We start from the raw sequence: 19836 nt of genomic DNA, 5'->3' as shown, positions 1-19836 counted from the left end.
TAAAACGAAACTTCAATCAGAGGGGCGTCCTTTTCCAATGATTGGTCGTTGAGTGGATCAAGACATTAACGTCCGATCTCGTCCACCTAAATAGATTGAACACTGCTCTCTATTTTGAGGTGGGTGGTTTACGGACAGTTATCTGTGATAAAGGGGGTCATCGCTTGGCAACACAAAAGCAATTGGCTGTAATCGGATTAGGTCAATTCGGTTCAGGAGTAAGTAAATCCTTAATAGAGCTAGGGCATGATGTATTAGTCATTGATCGAAAAGAGCGACTTGTTAATGACTTCAGTACCATTGCTACCCACGCCGTAGTAGCCGACGCAACGGATGAAGGAATTTTAAAATCACTTGGCTTAACAAATTTTGACTATGTTATTGTAGCTATCGGGGAAGATATCCAGGCGAGTATCTTAACCACATTAATCTTAAAAGATTTAAATATTAAAAATGTTTGGGTCAAGTCAATCAATGATTATCACACAAAAATATTAGATAAAATCGGAGCCGATTTAATTATTCATCCAGAAAAAGACATTGCAAAGCGATTTGCTCAACAAGTTATTAATGGGCATCTGCTTGATTATATTGAGCTTTCTGATGAATATAGTATTGTCGAAATGAAAGCTCCTGATAAAATGGTCGGAAAGTCAATTACAACCATAGATTTACGGGGGACCTATGGCATTAGTTTACTCGGGATTAAATATGCCGGGCAAATCGACATTAATCCGTCTCCTGATTATCGATTAAGTGAAGGGAATATCTTAATTATAATAGGTAGTAATAAGGATATTGCACGTTTTAAAAAGGTGGAAATGTAAATGAATTTCTTAATAAAATTACGAGAACGCGAACTCTCTCCACCACAAATTTTAGCTATCGGTTTCTTTATCATTATATCAATCGGTACTATATTACTTAAATTACCTTGGAGCACCATAGAACCGATCTCATGGCTAGATGCAGCTTTCACAGCTACTTCAGCTGTTACCGTGACAGGCTTGATCGTCGTTGATACCGGGACAGCTTTTACCTTATTTGGACAAATCATCTTAATTTTTTTAATCCAATTAGGCGGGCTAGGGTTAATGACATTTGCTGTAATGAGCGTCTTATTACTAGGTAAAAAGATTGGCTTAAAGGAACGTTTATTAATTCAAGAATCATTAAATCAGAATTCAATGGGTGGCGTTGTTCGCTTAATTCGTACCCTGTTCTTTTTTGCTATAATACTAGAATTGATAGCTACTTTTTTATTGGCACTAAGGTGGGTACCGGAATACGGGCTTGGTTATGGTCTATTTACTAGCTTATTTCACGCTGTTTCTTCATTTAATAATGCTGGATTTAGTTTATGGTCAGACAGTTTATCAGGCTATGTAGGTGACCCTATTGTTAACATTGTCATTACCGGGTTATTTATTACTGGTGGTTTGGGGTTTACTGTCATCTTTGAATTAATGAGACGTAAAAAATTTAGACGCTATTCATTACACACGAAAGTCATGGTAGTCGGTACATTGATGGTTAATATCGTCGCTATGCTATTATTCTTTTTATTAGAGTATCAAAACCCTGCTACACTTGGACATTTGTCATTTGGCGAACAACTATGGGGTAGTTTTTTCCAAGCGGTCACACCGAGAACTGCAGGTTTTAACAGTTTGGACTATAGTGCAATGAATGAAGGCTCTCTCCTCTTAACTGTATTGTTAATGTTTATTGGGGCAGGGAGTGCCTCAACAGGTAGTGGTGTCAAATTGACCACTTTTATCATTATTATTTTTGCTGTTTTTTCTTATTTACGTGGTAGAAATGAAGTTCATTTATTTCGTTGTCGAATTCCACTTGATATTGTACACCGTTCACTATCGATTATTATCATTAGTTTATTCTTTATATTCGGGGCTATCTTTACTTTATCTATCACTGAGAATTTACCAACATTTGCGATTGTATTTGAGGCGTTTTCTGCCTTTGGTACTGTTGGGTTATCGGTAGGGATTACTGATCAATTATCTAGTATCGGTAAACCCATCATTATGTTGTTAATGTTTATTGGAAGGGTTGGTCCGCTTACAATTGCCTTTGCATTAGCACGATCATCAAAACCACGTATATCTTATCCTAAAGGAGAAATATTTACAGGATAATCACATAAAACCACGAACAAGTTGCGCTTGCTCGTGGTTTTTAAAATTAGAGATTTCTACTTTTCATTTAATTGATCTAAATATTCTGGTTTAAGCCAATTGATTAAATAATCTTCATGATAAATGTCATCCGGATACTCAACATTTCCTGTATTCCCCTCTTGATATAACCATTGTAAAAAGTCATTAAGCGCTTCGAAGTATGGCTGATATAAAAATTCAAAGCTTACCGTCTCCTCTGGCATGCGATTTGACTTACAAATCTCAGGATCCATATAATTAACATATGTTCGACATGGAATCGGCCTTACTTGATAAGCCATACATGCATTTGTCTCTAAATTCAACAACGGGCAAGGTAAATCAAGTTCCCGATATTGCTTTTTAAAGTCTATACCCTCATAAAAATCAAGCGCTCGAGCTTTCTTTAATTTTTCAGCATAAACAGATTGATAGGTAAGCAAGTGTTGATATATTTGCTGATAGCGCGCTTTTGGTAACTGACTAAGGGCTTGCTTGATCAATTTAGCTTCTAATTCTGTAACAATAATCGGGAAATAACAACAAAATGCACAGCCCATCTGACAGGTGGGTTTTAACCCGATCACTTCATCTATCTTATCCATTTCGATACTGACTTGATCAAGCAAACCTTGAAATGACCTTGATAGTTTTTCTTCATTAGAAAGATTACTGTCATGCCAATGTTCAACAATTTGATAAAACAAAGCATCATCAATTTGATAATGTTTCGCCATATGTTCGCACCGTTCTTGTATCTCTTCTAAGCTTGGATAAATAATCGCAAATCCCCCCTTACCACTTTTAACTTGATAAAAGGAACCTTCTATCAGCTGGCGTTATATGGACAATTATCTATGATAAACCTTTTATTTGGGTCGATTAATCGAAAACACCTCTCCTATATTAGCATATTTATCTCCAGCTAAGCGACTGACAGCTTGTAATTTTGTTTCATCGATGCGCCCATTAGCGTATAATGCTTCATCAATATGGTAACAGATGATTTCACCTAAAATTAAATCCGTCGTCGGTAATTCAATATGCTTATACAGTCGACATTCCATTCTTATTTTCGCTTCATCAATCCCCGGTGTCTCAATGTAATCGCTATTCACTGCGGTCAAGTCCGCAAAAGTCACTTCGCTCGTTTTTGCATCGAGGGTCGCAGCCGTTTGATTAACTTGTTCCACCGTTTGTTGATCTACAATGTGGACGACAAATTCGTTCCGTTCAAGTATATTTTGAGCGGTATGTTTTCTTTGTCCATCTTTTTGTTGGGCAGCTATTGATATCATAGGTGGTTCTGATGATACCACGTTAAAAAAGCTGTAAGGGGCACCATTTAAAGTATCATCTTTTCCCAGAGACGTAACAAAAGCGATCGGTCTTGGAATAACACTACCGATTAGAAATTTATAATTATCTTTTGCTGTTAAGGTTTTTGGATCAATTGCTTTCATCTTATCATTCCTTTCCACCCTAATGATAGCATAGTTTTATCTACTTTCTGCCAGAAGCGCTTGCGAATGATTGCCATAGTGTACCTTAGTTACTTTGCTAACACCCACATTTTGGGATTAATTTTAACGTATGAATGCTTTTTCTCTTTGTGCAAGAGCATCTTTTAACCATCTAGGGTGCATTTTCATCAAATGATCAGGTAATACTTCTTGTCCAAAAAACTTAATTTCAAGTGATTCATTTGAATTACATTTTAATTCTCCTCCTATAATTTCAGCAAGAAAACAAGTGGTTATAAAGTGTATGGTTTTACCATTTGGATAGACAAACGTTTGCGAATCCGGATCAGAATAAACGCCAATTAACTTGTTAATTCTTATATCTAAATTGGTTTCCTCTTTTATTTCTCTAATCGCGGCTTCTGAAACCGTTTCTCCTATTTCTACATGCCCCGATGGAATACCCCATAGCCCTACATCAGCTCTTTTCTGTAATAAAACTTGGTTTTCCTCATTCAAAATAATAACAGCAATACCAGGTTTTAATTCATCAATTCTATCCATAAAATTAAACCTCCTTTTAAAATGAAAAAGTCCGAATAGAAAGAAAATCAACGCACAACAAATACGTTGAACCTTTCCCCTCGGACCTTTTATGTCAATAGGTGCCTTTTACGTTACATTGTAAAAGATGTAGCCCTCGGTCACAGACCTAAGAAAAGCGGAACCCTAGCTACAATTTTCCAGTTCATCATTGAATTTTACTACTAAATGCCGTTAAAAACTCACATTCTCTTGACAATAATTATATTCTACACCATCTACTAAATTCCTTCATTAATCAACGAATAGATTTTTAATTGAATGCCAACTAGTTAAAATGACAGTTCTCCTATTCAAATTGAATCCATTCGCATCAAACACTTGATTGGTGAGCGCAAGGCTTATATCCCCCATGCTTGGCATATCTTTAAAAACTACCGAGAATAAAACGAAACTTTAATCAGCGGGCGGAGGGCTACAGGACGTAGGTCATGCAGACGATGCCACAGGACATGGCGATCTTAGTCTGTCATCCTTCTTAAAGATGTTGCGGTTTTAGTCAACGATCTTACCCACCCACTGATTGGTCGTTGAGTGAATCAGGACATTAGTGTCCATTACCTCCCGCCTAACCTGCTCTCTATTTTGTCGTGGCGGTTTACGGACGGTTATTTGTGATAAATCCCGACAGCTTTATTAAGTTTATTATAAATTAAACTTTTGAATCAAGTCATTCAATTGGTTTGAGATGCTTGATAAGTTTTCACTAGACGACGAAATTTCTTTGGCGCTAGCCTCTTGTTCTTCAATAGCAGAAGCCGCTTCTTCAGTTGAAGCAGCATTTTCCTCGGCGATGGCTGCTAAGTTCTCAACAACGGTTAGTGTCGATTCTTTATTTGTATTTAATGAAGCAGAAATACGGTTTAGCTTATCCACTGCCTGCTCTGTTTGATTAATCGCTTCGGCAATCTGATCGAAAATATTGGAAGTATCACTAACATAAACCGCTTGTTGATCCATCATTTCTTTCATGCTTTCCATTTTATTAACGGCTTGATTTGAATTCCCCTTCAACTCAGTAATAATCATTAAGATATCTTGTGTAAATTGATTAGATTGGTCCGAAAGTTTACGGATTTCATCAGCTACAACGGCAAAACCTTTCCCTTGTTCACCGGCACGTGCAGCTTCAATCGCGGCATTCAAAGCAAGCAAACCGGTTTGGTCAGCAATATTTTGTATCATTTCACTTGCTTCTTCAATTTTATTAGCACTTTGATTATTTGCTAAAATATTCTGATAAACATAATCAGTTTCAGCTGTATTTTCTTTCGTCTGATTAACGAGTTGCTCTAAAATACTGAAACCTTTTGCTTTTCGATCATCAATCGCTTTAGAAGACTCAACAACCGTGGTAATAGCTTGACTATTCTCTTCCAATAACTGTCCGATCTCTGCAACATGTTGGGTCGCTTGTTCGGTATCTGAAGCTTGTGAACTTGCCCCATCAGCTAATGATTCCATTGTGTTGGCAACTTCTCCAGCGATTGATGCTGACTGTTGTGAAATAGCGGTTAATTGCTCAGAAGAACTTGCTACTTCTTCTGCACTCCTATGTATGGTTGTCAACAATTCCCTAATATTACCCATCATATCATCAAAAGCTTTTGCCAATGAACCTAATTCATCTTTTGTCTTTATCTGAACAGGATCAAGGTTAAAGTTTCCATTAGCAAGTTCCTTTGCCATCTTATTAAGCTTGTTAATCGGCTTCGTCATCGAACGGTCAATATAGGTTAAGCCAACGATAACAATGACTATCGCTAAAACCAAGGCGACAATTGAAACAATTTGTGTCGTCATAAAGATAACGGCTGATTGGTCATCCGCTTCAGCAGCACGTTCAGTTTTGAGATCAACAATCTGTTGGACTTCTTCTTCAATCCGTTCGATCATTGATGTACTGCGATTACGAAATGCATAAGCTTGATTGACACTATCATTTAGTGCTAAATCAATAATCATGGCTTCACTTTCTTCTAGTTCTGTGATTAATGAACGAATATTGCCAATTCGCTCTGATTCCGCTGTTGATGAAAGCATCTCTTCAACCTGATCAATAGCCTCTGTAAATGCTGCTTGATGTTCGATCATCTCGTCAGCATGAATCTCTCGCTCACTTTGATGATTGGTCATTAACATGTCGTTACGAGCACGTTCAATAGAAAGTAATTGTACTTCTGCTTCTTTAACCATCTCAATCCCTAATACATGACTTTCATACATTTCATTGAGTTGATTATTTACTCTACCTAATCCTAATAAAGCAATGGTACCTGAACCTGCAATTAATAAAATAATAATTCCAAATATGATACTCATTTTCTTTCTAATTGTGAGTGTCATTGTCTTGCTAAATGCGAGCTTCATGTTTTACATCCCTTCTTCTGTCTGTGGTTATTTCTACGGTAGACAAATATCCTAAATTAATGTTTTTACCAAAATAATAAGTCAATATAATTAGGATTTCCATCTGACATTAATGTTAAAATTATAACAGACTCGCCAATTTTTTCAATAGATATATTTTCTAATGTTAACTTCTTTAACATGATTTTGATTAATAAAAGAAGAGCTTATTAAATGGTGCTAAGACTTATCCATTTAAATTATGAAATGTAGGGGGTTTTAAATTAGGAACTTGATCCATCATCAGGTGTTAAGTGTTGAAATTAGAAATGACACTTCCTATAGCTTAGAACACGATTGACGATTAGGCATATAGTATAGCAGACCAATTTATCTAAGAGAGGGTTTTATATATGCCATATATTTGGGGTGTAGATTCTGCCAACGAAGTAACAAAAGATTTATACGATTGCGTATTAACACAGTTTGGTAAGCCTGAGTATTGGGGACGTTATTTAACACGTGTTGAAGGCGCTTCGGAAGGGATATCGGACGAAGAAGTTCAATTATTGCACAATAGCAATACAAAAATCATGCCGATTTATAATGATTTTTTAGAAGCGGTTGGAGAACGGGAAGGGCGCATTGTCGCCCAAAATGCTATCTTTCACGCACGACGATTAGGAATCCCGAAGGGGAAAATACTAATTGCTAATATTGAGAATTTCTTCAATATTGATGCAGCATTTATCTCTGGTTTTGTTGAAGCCATGTATATTAGTGATTACAAACCTGGCTTGTATCATGATCCTGATCAGGGACAATTTAATCGTGCTTATTGTGAGGCTGTTGAACTTAATGAGCGTGTAGCTGAACAAATCGTACTATGGAGTGCTGAACCTGAATATGGTGTGACCGGACGACGCGATGCCCCACCTTTTCAACCAAGTGAACCCAATTGCCGTTCAAACGTGTGGGGCTGGCAATATGGTCGCGATGCTGAAGCTTGCCCAATTGACACCAATCTCATTGAGCAACGATTTTATAATATGTTATGGTAGTTTCAGTTTATTGCTCTTACTTCATTATTAACAAATAGAAAACTCATATTAGCTCGTTTTACGATGGTGTTAGCTTTTATGATGTTTGTCACCGTTAAAATTTGTCTTCGTCGCTTTTCATTGCTTTGTTACCAGTAGACGATACAACTAAAAAACCAGCCTCCCGTTGGAGACTGGTTTTATCACTTAATCCTGGATAAGTGATATGAAGTTTGCGGCGCAACACCGTTGCCACATTCAACGTTTGACGTGTGCGGCTTACGCAAATTAGCTCATCGCTCTCATACTATATCATGCTATCCTTTAAAGCGCAACACTATTTTTATCGTTTGAGGGCGTGATACATCCCGCTAAATCCACCAAATAGCAACCCGGTTACGGGGAATATAATCCAATTAATATGCCACTGATGATACACAAGCCCACTTATTAAAAAAATAACGATCGCTAATGGCCAAACGAGAGCTGCGACAGCACCTACAATACGGTCATGCTCATCACTTTCTTGTCTTTTGGCAAATGCGTCTGTTTTAAGAAGCTTATCATAGGCTTCTTTCTGCTTACCATAAACAATAAAAATATAGACAGCTATAGTAACTATCATTAGTAAAAAAACCGTGCCCAGCTGAGAATATGATCCTCCTAATAATATAGAAAAGACAATTAAGGTAGGGATTGCAAGCACACATAACCCTACACCAATAATAATCGCTGTCGTATACACTTTAGCAAATGATTGTTGACCCATCTCTAAACGATGACGTTGAGCTGATGTTAACTCGAAACCATGCTCAAACTTTTTATATTGGTCAAGCCGACTACCTGTGTAAATAAATAATCCAATCGCTACGGTTAAAAGAATAAACAGTGGGATAAGCCCCAATATATCTGTTAACTCCGTAGGTAAGCCTAGGATCATTTGTCCGCCTACATATAAATTCATAAAAATCAATAAAGCCACACCTAAAATAATCATTGATACGCCTAAACCAATTTTTTTGCCAGCTTTACGGTTTTCAATGATAAATTGTTCAATCTCTTGATCTGTAAAAGGCGGTAGCGCATCCTGAGATTGACTTTGTTGATAACCTAATTCCTCAATAATTTCATCAATATTTCCAAATTCAGCGATAACAATACCAATGGCTTCATTCTCTGTGCTTCCTTCTCTCATAAGGGCTTCGTATTTATCTTGCATATTGACTAACAAATCCTGTCTCACCTGTTCCAATTCTGGTGTTTTCGGTAATCTTGAAAACATATTGTCTAAATAAGAAATAATGGTCTCCATAAAAGATGCTCCTTTCTTAGTTATAATAAAAATGTCCTAACATTCTTTTTGACTTCCATAATGACTTGCTCTTGTTAATACGAGATAAAACGAATATTCAATCAATCGGTGGTTTACGAACGATTATCTGTGATAAATTGATTAACAACCTCTTGAGTCAAGAGCCATTCCTGATGTTTTTGATCGAAATACTCACGTCCCTTTGCTGTTATTTCATAGTAAGTTCGTCGTCTTCCCATTGTTTTATCTTGCTGAAACGATCGGATATAGTCCTGTTTTTCTAATCGTGTAAACGCAGAATAGAGTGTCGTTTCCTTCATAACGTATTTATTATTTGATCGTTCTTTAATCCTTTTAGCAATTTCATAACCGTATGATGGCCACTCTAATAATAAAGAAAGGATAATTGTATCATTATAGCCACGCATCGTATCACTTGATAACAATCGATCACCCCTCTTTTACTCCATCTGTCGTAGTAATTTTATTATACACATAATTACTACGACAGGTAAAGTAATTTTAGGAAAAAATTCTTTCTAATTGATTAATAATATAATCATGATCAGTAAATAGGAGATCAAGAATTGCCCCTTTATCTTCCATCCATTGCTTTTTTAAACTTGCATCTATTCTTTTTTTTCCTAAGATAAGCTGTATGTAAACTTTTAATCTAAGAATATCTTTTGTTAAATGCATGATGTCACCTGATGTGTGGCTATAGACTTCAGATATCGAATATAGCAAATACTCTCCTCTATACTTGCCGGTTAGCATACGTATAACACCAAGCCCCATTCCAACCGCCTTCTGTACAGAAAGTGGTAGAGATAATTTGTAAAAGTACAATCTGTTATCTTCCTTTTTCATTGGTGTTGGAACAATATAAGGTTGTGGCTTTGTGGTTGGATATTCAATTAAATAACGCAATGTTGCCGTTGCGCTGCGAAAGCGAATAATATCTTCTATTTTAACGCCTAAAAAACGATCGACTGAACTTAAAGATTGATCTGGCGTTAATGCGAAAAATGAAACTACTTCGAAATCTTTTGACAAAGTTAAATGTGAAGCCATAAAATAGTCATCCAAATATTTGAATGTTCTCTTTCTCATTAAATACACCTCATCTTTACTTAATTAAAGCATAGATAAACATAACCGTTTTTATACTTAGTCCTAAAAATTTCGCCTACGTCGATTGGCTACTTGGCTGAAATTTTATCTTGACGTAAGGTACAAAAAAAACTACTTAAATAATCAGGTTAGCGAAACCTTTATTATTTCAGCAGCTCAGTCATCTTGTTATTTATCTCATCTTTTTTATTAGCTAATTCATATGTCATGGTCAAATCCTCATCATAAAGGTAAATAACTTAACTTCATGCATTTGTGTTGTAAAGAGCTTTACTGGCAAACTAATCATTGCTGCTTAATTTATTTATCGTTCACTTTTCATTGGTTAAATAACGACACTACCATTAGGCGGACTAAATAGACTAACTCAAAAGGGAACGCAATTATTATGTCATGCTATCTCATTTGATAAGGTACGTCGTCTCAACTGTTTGACTTAACCAATCTACACATCATTTGGTATTCTAAAACCTTTTAAGTTCCATACATATAAAAACGGGTATACTTTTAATCATGCTCACATAATTATTCGAAATCTCTTATTTCTTTTATTATCGACATGCTGTATATCCGTTCTAGTTATAATTTTTTCCATTCGTTCATCTGCCAGTATATATAGTTAAAAGAAATTGATTGATTCTATAGCATCCCTCCGAACTTTCTTCACAATCCTTTTTGCCTATACCCTTTTTTACAATGTTTGAAAATACCTTTGATAAAAATTCCCTTAATGACATATTTAATAGCATTTTATCATTTATGCCTTAGTTTGAGGTTTATTCTTAAGAATTCCACTTAACTTTAATCTAATATTTAATAATTTCGCATAGGTTTATAAACCTAAATCTTAAGACTTAAAAAACTCAGTACAATAACGTACTGAGTTTTTTACTAACTAGTTTATTCAATTAGCTCTGACAATAAATAGTGGTAAATGAGCTTTTCTGTTTCTTCTAAAGAATCAAGGTGTGTACGTTCATAAGCATGTGAAGCATCAATACCTGGGCCAATTAAGCCATGAATAATATCGTGCCCTGACCGAATTGCTGCCGACGCGTCAGATCCATAGTATGGGTATATATCAAGTTGATAGCCAATTTGATTCGTTTGTGCCAGTTCAACCAAATGCTTTCGCAAACCATAATGGTACGGACCACTCGCATCTTTAACACATATGGAAACCGTGTATTCATCCGTTGATTGCCCGTCTCCCATAGCGCCCATATCTACAGCAACATACTCAACCGTTTCATCAGTTATATTTGAGTTCCCACCATAACCAATCTCTTCATTATTAGAAATAAGGAAATGTGTCGTATAAGGCAAGCTCACGTCTTCCTCTTTAATACGTCGAATCACTTCCATAAGTATCCCAACACTCGCCTTATCATCTAAATGTCTTGATTTTAAAAAGCCATTATCAAGTTCCTCCACACGTGGATCAAATGAAATAAAGTCCCCGACTTCAATACCTAAAGCACGAACATCTTCAGCATTCTCAACTTTTTCATCAATTCTAATTTCCATATTCGCTTGATTCCGTTCAGCTGAACCCGCATCTTTATAGACATGCACGGATGTTTGATGCATTAAAATTGTTCCCGTAAATGCTTGTCCCGTTGTTGTTTCAATTTGGCAATACTCACCTTCAATCGCATTATAACGAAAACCACCGATTAAATCCATTTTCAACCGGCCATTTGCCTTAATCTCTTTAACCATCGCTCCTAATGTGTCAACGTGAGCAGTGAGCATACGATGTTGCGTATCATCTTTACCACGTATAGTAGCGATTAAGCCGCCTTTTCGATTGCGTTTTGTCTGTACACCTAATGAATCAAAGAATTGCTCTACAAATTCAATCACTTTTGTTGTATGGCCAGACGGACTTGGTATACGAACCAATTGCTTAATAAGTTCCACTTTTCGATTTGTCATATGTCTCCTCTTTTCTTATATTAATTTTAGCGTGAAACAGCCATCGTCACAAGACTATGCTATAATAAAACGAATCTTAAATCAGCGGACGAGGGGGCTACAGGATGTAGGTCGTACAGGACGTAGCGGTTTTAGTCTACGATCTTACCCAACCACTGATTGCAGGTTCGTTAAGTGAATCAGGCATTAGCGTCCGTTATTACCCACCTCAATTGATTTGCTCTACGCTCTATTTTGAAGAGGGTTTTACGGACGGTTATCTGTGATAGACACCAAATCTATCATATAGTCAAAAAAACAAACGATGGAAGGAGTGCTATTCTTGAACCAATCACTTGATATCCACTCTACGTGGAAAACAGCCCTTAGTAGCGCTGATTACCAAGAACTAAATGCCCTTTTTTTACACTATCAAAATAACCGACTCCGTTCAACAGCTACAATGACAAGCGACTTAAACATTACATTTCTGCCTTTATTTCGTGCAATAAATCATAAAAACGAGTTATTAGTTACTGCTTTTGTGACAAACAACGCATCACAAATAATTTGCTTTAAGAATGTTGAGATTTTGTATCATGAATCAAATATGGAACCGATCAAGGCTACAGGTACCATTCATAATTTTGATCTCCAACCTTTCAAAACAACCGTTTGGTCATTTATTTTTCCTAACCATTGTATAAAGGAAGCTAAGCGTATTTACTTAATTGATCAAGCCATATAAATAAACGCGCTTTGTTAGTAGTTGGGATTGGCCTTTGTAAAATTTGTTCAGCTGATTGCGTGTACGGTGAGCCATCAAGAAAAGCTGAATCTTTATCTACTAGTGCCTTAATGCTTGTCGCATTTGACTCAAAGTGAAATTGCAAAGCTAATACATGACGGTGGTAGCGAAAACCTTGATTAGGACAAACAGCACTGCTATACAATAGCTCAGCTCCTTTAGGTAACTCAAATTGATCCTGATGCCAGTGAAACACGATCATCTCTTCTCTTAGATCCGTGCTCGTCACCGGAAACCAACCCGCTTCACGATCTTTGCCTTTAAAGATAGTAGCTCCCAATGCTTTGGCGATCTGTTGAGCACCAAGGCAAATACCTAATACAGGAACCCCTTTTTCTATGACTTGCTTGATTAGTAAACGTTCGTGTTCAAGCCAAGCTGGCCCTTGATCATTGGCAGACATAGGCCCTCCTAAAACGATTAAAAAGTTAAGCTCTGATAAATGTGGAAGGGAGACCCCTTGATCCAATCGATGGATAACCATATGATGATGATTCTGATCAACCCAATCTTTGATCACAGCAGGCCCTTCGAAGTCTACATGCTGTAATATATCGATTCTCATTTGATCACCTCTAAAAATAGCTTAGCACATTGTATGATAGGATCAAGCCGATATGTTAGATAACCTAACCCTTCAAGCAAATTCTTAATAATGAGCCAATAGACCTCTTTTCATCGCATAGTTCTCACAATAAAGATAGAAGCCCAATCCTACTCCAACATAGATAAGCGCATTTCCTATCAATAGTGTAAAATCAAGCATAGTGAAATCTGTTAATACATCGCCTTCTATCATAATCGCACGAATCATCGATAATCCTTTAGTTAGCGGCAAAAAAAGAAAGAAAGGTAGGGACGGTAATGCAATAAAGGTCAAACCGGCTAATACAAATTGAAAGATTTGAAGAAAAGCTTGAATTTGTTTAAATATGATTGTTAATCCAGCAATAATAAACGCTAAACCATACATGCTAAGACAAGCAAATAGAAAAATAGGTATAATAGATATAAAATCGACGTTAAGCCATTGATTAGTCGTTATCATCGATAAATACAGAAGAAAAATAACCATAAGAGAATGAAGGATGCTATCAGCCAATAACCGCACGGTTAGAATACGCCAAATACCACTTGGTGACATGCCGAGTTGTTCAAAGGTTCCTCTTGTCGTTTCAGTTATGATTTCATAACCAACGCCGTTAACAATAATCATAGCCAAGTACCAAAAGATATAATTAACCATCGTGTGTTGAACGGCCACCCCCTGTGTAACCGGATTTCCAATCATTTTAATTCCAGCAAATATTGCCATGAAAATAATATAAACCGTGAGTACCATCGCAATCGTATTTGGGGCATAACGCTTAAGTTCAATGGCTTGTTTACGCAAGTTCGCTTGAAACAGATGTATGATTGCCATGGTTATAGCCCTCCTTAACTATTTTCATAAAGATTTCTTCAAAATTAATGGTATTTCGATCGATGCTTTCAACAGGGGTCTGCTCTTGCTTTAAGATATCAAACAACTGATAAATATGCTCGGGACTGGGTAATTCGATATTAATCATCGGTTTTATTTGATTCGTTATGTAATCATAACTCGAAAATGCCGATTCAATAGCCATTTGTTGTGCTTCTGTTAAGGGTTGACCTAATGTGACAGTATAAGCACGTACTTCAAATAATGTTAGTAATCGATCCACACGCTCATTGGTAATCATTTTTCCATTGTTAATAATAATCGTCCGTTCACAAACCGATTGAATAACATCCATATCATGGGAACTAATAATAATGGTACATTGCTCCTTCTCAACAATTTCTTTTAAGATCGTGCGTACTTCATAGCTTGTTTCTACATCCAAACCTAGTGTGGGTTCATCCAGCAAAATAACATCAGTATTCGCTAACATCGCTACCGCAATAGCTAATTTCTGTTGCATACCCCGCGACAGACGATTAACTAATTCATGTTCTTTATCTTTTAATCTAAAGGTATTCAACAATGATTCAATCCGATTCGTCACCGCTTTTTTCGATTGTCCTCTATTCCCTGCAAAATATTCTAAGTTTTCTCTAACCGTTAAGCGCCAATATAAATTACGATTGCCTTCCAGAACGGCACTAATATGTTGGAGTGCCTTTAACCGATGTTTGGCATTATTTATGCCATTAATCGTAATCACACCTTGATCTGGCTTAAGTAACCCACAAATCATCTTAATCGTTGTGGTTTTTCCTGCCCCATTTGGTCCGAGCAGGCCAACAATTTCACCTTTTCCTATCTGAAATGAAATATCATCAACCGCTGTAATGACTTCTTTCTGTTTTCGTTTCATGTACGTCTTTTTCAGATGCGATACATTTATAATCGTTTCCACTCGGTCACCTTCTTTTCATTGATAAAACAAGACTTCAATCCATAGGCTTTCTTGTTCTTCCCCCGAGATTATTAGTTGAATGATTCAGGACATTACTCCACCTAAATCGATCAGCTCAATCCCATTTTGTGGTGGTCGCTTTACCGACGGTTAGCTACTATAAAATTAGCATATATAATTTTATAGCATATGCAAACCGCCCCTTGACTTATTCTCTGTCATCCTTTTGACCGATCATCGAATCTGTCTTAGGCCTGATAATTAATGTGTCGAAGCCAGATAGCAGTAAAAAAATCATTTTTATATACTTCATCCTTAAAATCCGCTATAATTTCTTAGATAAATTAATCTGATTTGATCGGAGGGATAGCTTTGTTTGAGCCTATTCAAGAACCTGTCATCATCTTTGCAATTGCTGTTATTATCTTTTTAGTTACACCTTTTATAATGACCAAACTTAAAATGCCTGGTATTGTGGGACCCATTGTTGCGGGTATTATTATTGGTCCGTACGGCCTAAATATTTTAGCCCGTGATAGCACCATCGAATTACTAGGTACGGTTGGTTTATTGTTTATTATATTTATCGCAGGCCTTGAACTTGACATTGACGGATTCAAAAAATATAAGAATCGCAGCTTATTATTTGGACTATTGTCATTTAACATTCCACTACTTATTGGTTCATTGCTTGGTATAGTTGCTGGGTTTTCAATACCTGCTTCTCTGTTGTTAGGATCAATATTGGGTTCCCACACCTTACTTGCCTACCCGATTGCCAGTAAAATTGGGGTGAATAAAAATAAAGCCGTAATCACCACAATAGGGGGAACGTTAGTAACCGATTCCTTTGCGATGATCTTTTTAGCAGTCATTTCTGGCATGGCGATAGGTGAGGTTAATGCACAATTCTGGTTTGAACTGATTATTTCTACAGCTGTTTATGCGGCTATTATACTTGGAGCTGTTCCTTATTTATCAAAATCGTTTTTTAAAATCTCAGGGATTGATGGAGCCAATGAATTTAACTATGTACTGGTTGTCCTATTTGTTTCAGGATGGATGGCTCTATATGCCGGATTACAACCTATTATTGGGGCATTTCTTGCTGGACTTAGCTTAAACCGCTATATTTTCCAACATGGGTCATTAATGAATCGTATCAACTTTACCGCGAATGCTTTATTTATTCCATTTTTCTTGCTATCGGTTGGGATGTTAATGGATTTATCAGTGCTATTTACCAGTATTGAAGCTTGGCTATTAACCATTGGCATTGTTCTATCTCTACTAGCAGGTAAATATTTAGCGAGTTGGATAACAGCAAAAGTCTATCATTATCACGCTAACGAACGTTATTTAATGTTTGGTTTATCAACTCCACAAGCTGCTGCAACTTTAGCCGCGACCCTTGTTGGATTTGACTTAGGCTTACTCAACCAAGCTACCGTTAACGCGATTATTATTATGATCTTAGTTTCTTGTGTGATTGGTCCTTATCTAACCGAAAAATTCGCTCGAAAATTGGCGCGGTCATCCGCAAAACCTATTGAAGATACAACAGAAAAAAAGCCCGAGCGTATTTTAATTCCTGTTGCCAACCCGGATACAATGGAGGCTTTAATGGATCTTGGTTTTCTTGTCCGCATCGCAAGCAAATCAACCGAACCTATATACCCATTAAAGGTCATTGATAAAGATGCTAAAGTAGCTGAAAGTGATGTTGCGACAGCAGAGAAAATGCTCGGTCACGCAATCTTTTACGCTGCTGGAGCAGAAATTCCGGTTCGACCGCTTACACGCGTTGACCATAGTATCGGCTGGGGCATTGAACGCGCAGTGACTGAAGAACGGATCACAACTATTATAACGGGGTGGAACGGGGCAAAAACAAACACAGAGAAAGTTTTTGGTGGGATCATTGATAATGTTCTTGACCATACTTATATTCGATCAATGATTGTCAAACAAGTCCAACCGATCCAAACGACAGAGCGAATGATTGTCGTCTTACCAAAGGGTATTACCGCTAAACCAGGTTTTAAAGACGCTCTGCAAATTGTTAAGCATATTGTAAAACAATTATCATGTAAATTAATGTTCATTATAATGGATGATGATTTTGAAGCGATGGAAAGCTATATTCGTCAAATCAAACCCCATCACAGCGCATCATTTTCTCATTTTCCGGATTGGGAGATGCTTGAACGCTATTGCTTAAAATTAGGCAGAGATGATCTAGTTGTCGCGATAAGCGCTCGCAAAGGCACCGTTGCTTGGCATCCGAGTCTAGAAGCATTACCACAAAAGTTATCTGAAAAAGTAACTCAAAATTTTATTATTTTCTATCCATACGAAAATAAAGAAATTGATGTACGTGGAGCGCGTGGCACAAGCCTGCCACATATTCATACGGAATGGCCATCCTAAAACGGGAAGATTGATATAAAACGAAACTTCAATCAGTGTTTAATGGGGAGTAGGAGTGGATCAGGTGCGATTTGCTCTCACCTGTGGTAAATTTTTTATCGTTCGTGCGATATTTTCTCTTTTCGTGCGAGCGCATGATTCTTTCATGCGATATTTCTATTTTTCGTGCGAACGCATGAGAAGAAGTGCGTTCGCACGAAAAAAAACTGAGACAGCTATATTCTAAAAAGCAAGCTGTACAACCAAAAACAGAGCCAACATTACAACTGAAAGCAATATTTTTAGCCTTCTAAATGTCGTTTCATACTTCCTTGATTTTAATTCTCCTAACACGCATGTGAGCCATAAAATGATTAATCCAATTGGGATTAACAGATAAACAAAAGGCTCAGGTACAAAAAGTAATATACCAATCCCATATAACAAATTTATTCCTAAAACCACAATACCAGTAAGGATATTCGTTATCATCATAAGTCCCCTTTTCTGCTTTATATTTGGTTAGAAATAGCCAATGATCAACGGTCAATCAATCTTCATCTTTTACATATAGACTTTCAGGGATGGGTTGATTGAGAATTTCTTGCATCATCGCTCGATATTGTTCGATTTGCTTGAGATGGGTATCGAATTGTGCTGTATTGACAAGATAGTCTTTTCCATCATAGATGGCACGAATCTTTTTTTGAAAAATTAGCTGTCTCATTTGTTTCTCTGAACACTCTAAATAATCAGCGGCTTCACTTAACGTCACATACATCGTTCTACACCTCAGTTCAAGTTAAAAGATTTAGGGGGAGCTACTTCAAAAGTCATTACTTCATACTTGGTAGGATGTTTAAATGAAAGCACCGCAGCATGTAACCCTAATCGACCAACCGGATTTGCATTTGCACCATATTTTTTGTCTCCAACGACTGGATGGCCAATCGATGATAGCTGAACGCGTATTTGATTCTTCCTACCTGTCTCCAGATTAATCTTTAATAACGTGTATTTACCCGTTGCATTGATCACCTGATAATGAAGAATTGCCTTTTTCGCTTGATAAGATGAAGAACTAACATACATTAAATGGGTTTTCGTCTCTTTTAACCATGATTTTATCATACCATGGTCCGGCTTTACTTTTCCTTGGACTAAAGCAATATAAGTGCGTTCAATCACTACTTCTTTCCATCTATCTTGAAGCAGGTGTTTGGTTTCTTCATTTTTAGCAAACAGCATTACACCTGACGTGTCACGATCTAACCGATGAACAATAAAAATGCGATTTTTAGGATCAGATTGTTTAACATAAGCCATGACTTCTCTGTAAGCCGTTTGTTGCTTATCTTCTGGCTTACTTGCCATCGTTAATAAACCTGCTTGTTTATTGATAACAATAAGATCATCATCTTCATACAAGACCTTCACACCGCTGAGCTGTGATTTTACTGGGGCTGTCTTTGAAATTTCAACGATTTGGCCTGGAGAAACAACTGCATTATAGCGTGTTTCTTGGTGACCATCAAGGTAGACTTGTCCCCTTGTTAATATCCCCTTAATATGATTCCGCCCTTTATCAACATGTTTTAACAAAAAGGCTAACAGTTCGCTGGACTCTGTTACATTAAACCTGTGTGTCTTCATTTCTAGCCAACTTCCTCATCCTGTATTGTTTTAATTTTGTTGATCAAGCCAGTCTTGTTTGAGCAAACCATAAACGACATGATCAACAAAGTGATCATGCAACCATTCCGCCTCTCGTATGACCCCTTCTTGGACAAAGCCTAACTTTTCAGCGACACCTCGACTCGCTTTATTGAAAAAAGCAGCTCGAATATCAATCCGGTTAAGATCTAATTCAGCAAAACCATAATCAATGATCGCGCGTACAGCTTTTGTCATTATGCCTTTACGGACAAAGGCTTCACCTATCCAATAACCAAATTCTGCTCTCTTATTTGACCAATTGATCTTATTAAAACCGACTAAGCCTGCCACCTGCTCATCCACCACAATAACAGCAACAAACGATTGTTGTTTAGCATTACTAATAACCGTTGACTCTACAAATGCTTTTGTATCGTCCTGTTTTTTGGTATCATCAACAAAGCCTAAAAATGTTCGCAAGTGCTCACGTGAGTGTGTAATCAACTGATACAAACTTTCCGTATCACGATGTTCAAGTGGCTTTAATTTGATTCCGGGTTCAATCTCATAACTAAACATAA

The 19836-nt window shown here is 36.9% G+C and carries 20 protein-coding genes; 5 read left to right on the top strand and 15 right to left on the bottom strand.

Annotation, left to right across the window (positions count from 1 at the left end; all coding sequences use genetic code 11):
- The first annotated feature begins 164 nt into the window (after nt 1–164).
- Together JOE23_RS02595 and JOE23_RS02590 are read left to right on the top strand one after the other, a co-directional pair.
- Nucleotides 165–827 carry a potassium channel family protein gene (locus JOE23_RS02595; RefSeq protein ID WP_204435725.1) on the top strand — a complete coding sequence of 221 codons (663 nt, stop codon included), beginning with the start codon at nt 165–167 and terminating at the stop codon, nt 825–827.
- Nucleotides 828–2159, top strand: a complete 1332-nt coding sequence (locus JOE23_RS02590; RefSeq protein ID WP_204435724.1) for a TrkH family potassium uptake protein — start codon at nt 828–830, stop codon at nt 2157–2159.
- Between the two features lie 56 nt (nt 2160–2215).
- On the opposite strand, the gene JOE23_RS02585 is transcribed toward JOE23_RS02590, so the two are convergent.
- From JOE23_RS02585 to JOE23_RS02570, 4 genes are all read right to left on the bottom strand, one after another.
- Nucleotides 2216–2917 carry a YkgJ family cysteine cluster protein gene (locus JOE23_RS02585; protein ID WP_204435723.1) on the bottom strand — a complete coding sequence of 234 codons (702 nt, stop codon included), beginning with the start codon at nt 2915–2917 and terminating at the stop codon, nt 2216–2218.
- Between the two features lie 132 nt (nt 2918–3049).
- Complete coding sequence (locus tag JOE23_RS02580) at nt 3050–3643, bottom strand: flavin reductase family protein (protein WP_204435722.1); 594 nt, start codon at nt 3641–3643, stop codon at nt 3050–3052.
- A gap of 123 nt (nt 3644–3766) precedes the next feature.
- A complete protein-coding gene (locus JOE23_RS02575; protein WP_204435721.1) occupies nt 3767–4207 on the bottom strand; it encodes an NUDIX domain-containing protein in 441 nt (146 codons plus the stop codon).
- Between the two features lie 684 nt (nt 4208–4891).
- Complete coding sequence (locus tag JOE23_RS02570) at nt 4892–6616, bottom strand: methyl-accepting chemotaxis protein (protein WP_204435720.1); 1725 nt, start codon at nt 6614–6616, stop codon at nt 4892–4894.
- Between the two features lie 392 nt (nt 6617–7008).
- Between JOE23_RS02570 and JOE23_RS02565 the strand changes: the two genes are divergently transcribed.
- A complete protein-coding gene (locus tag JOE23_RS02565; protein ID WP_204435719.1) occupies nt 7009–7656 on the top strand; it encodes a glycoside hydrolase family 25 domain-containing protein in 648 nt (215 codons plus the stop codon).
- Nucleotides 7657–7978: 322 nt separating this feature from the next.
- Here JOE23_RS02565 and JOE23_RS02560 read toward each other — a convergent pair whose 3' ends face one another.
- The 4 genes from JOE23_RS02560 to JOE23_RS02545 form a co-directional block, all read right to left on the bottom strand.
- Nucleotides 7979–8947, bottom strand: a complete 969-nt coding sequence (locus JOE23_RS02560; RefSeq protein WP_204435718.1) for a permease prefix domain 1-containing protein — start codon at nt 8945–8947, stop codon at nt 7979–7981.
- 113 nt (nt 8948–9060) lie between these two features.
- Nucleotides 9061–9393, bottom strand: a complete 333-nt coding sequence (locus tag JOE23_RS02555; protein ID WP_204435717.1) for a PadR family transcriptional regulator — start codon at nt 9391–9393, stop codon at nt 9061–9063.
- A 76-nt stretch (nt 9394–9469) separates the two neighbouring features.
- The gene (locus JOE23_RS02550) at nt 9470–10060 is read right to left on the bottom strand and encodes a hypothetical protein (protein WP_204435716.1); all 591 of its coding nucleotides are present in this window, start codon (nt 10058–10060) and stop codon (nt 9470–9472) included.
- Between the two features lie 921 nt (nt 10061–10981).
- A complete protein-coding gene (locus JOE23_RS02545; protein WP_204435715.1) occupies nt 10982–12019 on the bottom strand; it encodes a M42 family metallopeptidase in 1038 nt (345 codons plus the stop codon).
- A 322-nt stretch (nt 12020–12341) separates the two neighbouring features.
- On the opposite strand from JOE23_RS02545, the gene JOE23_RS02540 reads away from it, so the two are divergent.
- On the top strand, nt 12342–12746 hold the full coding sequence (locus JOE23_RS02540; RefSeq protein ID WP_204435714.1) for an SLAP domain-containing protein: 405 nt from the start codon (nt 12342–12344) through the stop codon (nt 12744–12746).
- Here the strand turns inward: JOE23_RS02540 and JOE23_RS02535 are convergent.
- From JOE23_RS02535 to JOE23_RS02525, 3 genes are all read right to left on the bottom strand, one after another.
- Nucleotides 12712–13371 (bottom strand): type 1 glutamine amidotransferase, encoded by a 660-nt coding sequence (locus JOE23_RS02535; protein WP_204435713.1) that lies wholly within the window; start codon nt 13369–13371, stop codon nt 12712–12714. The genes JOE23_RS02540 and JOE23_RS02535 overlap by 35 nt on opposite strands.
- Nucleotides 13372–13455: 84 nt before the next feature.
- Nucleotides 13456–14229: a YhgE/Pip domain-containing protein gene (locus JOE23_RS02530; protein WP_204435712.1), complete on the bottom strand. Its 774-nt coding sequence runs from the start codon at nt 14227–14229 to the stop codon at nt 13456–13458.
- A complete protein-coding gene (locus tag JOE23_RS02525; RefSeq protein WP_204435711.1) occupies nt 14192–15190 on the bottom strand; it encodes an ATP-binding cassette domain-containing protein in 999 nt (332 codons plus the stop codon). The genes JOE23_RS02530 and JOE23_RS02525 overlap by 38 nt, the downstream gene beginning before the upstream one ends.
- 372 nt (nt 15191–15562) lie before the next feature.
- Here JOE23_RS02525 and JOE23_RS02520 point away from each other — a divergent pair, with 372 nt between their 5' ends.
- A complete protein-coding gene (locus tag JOE23_RS02520) occupies nt 15563–17620 on the top strand; it encodes a cation:proton antiporter domain-containing protein (RefSeq protein WP_204435710.1) in 2058 nt (685 codons plus the stop codon).
- Nucleotides 17621–17842: 222 nt separating this feature from the next.
- Here JOE23_RS02520 and JOE23_RS02515 read toward each other — a convergent pair whose 3' ends face one another.
- From JOE23_RS02515 to JOE23_RS02500, 4 genes are read right to left on the bottom strand one after another with little or no spacing between them, the layout of a single operon-like run.
- Nucleotides 17843–18091, bottom strand: coding sequence for a hypothetical protein (locus JOE23_RS02515; RefSeq protein ID WP_204435709.1), 249 nt, complete (start codon nt 18089–18091; stop codon nt 17843–17845).
- 58 nt (nt 18092–18149) lie between these two features.
- On the bottom strand, nt 18150–18380 hold the full coding sequence (locus JOE23_RS02510) for an excisionase family DNA-binding protein (RefSeq protein ID WP_204435708.1): 231 nt from the start codon (nt 18378–18380) through the stop codon (nt 18150–18152).
- 11 nt (nt 18381–18391) lie between these two features.
- Nucleotides 18392–19252, bottom strand: coding sequence for an RluA family pseudouridine synthase (locus JOE23_RS02505; protein WP_204435707.1), 861 nt, complete (start codon nt 19250–19252; stop codon nt 18392–18394).
- A 30-nt stretch (nt 19253–19282) separates the two neighbouring features.
- Nucleotides 19283–19834, bottom strand: coding sequence for a GNAT family N-acetyltransferase (locus tag JOE23_RS02500; protein WP_204435706.1), 552 nt, complete (start codon nt 19832–19834; stop codon nt 19283–19285).
- Between the last annotated feature and the right edge of the window lie 2 nt (nt 19835–19836).

The sequence above is a fragment of the Amphibacillus cookii genome (assembly GCF_016908375.1).
Classification (GTDB): domain Bacteria; phylum Bacillota; class Bacilli; order Bacillales; family Amphibacillaceae; genus Amphibacillus_C; species Amphibacillus_C cookii.
The sequence above is the reverse complement of the archived record's forward strand: the minus strand, read 5'-3'. Positions and strand labels throughout refer to the sequence as shown.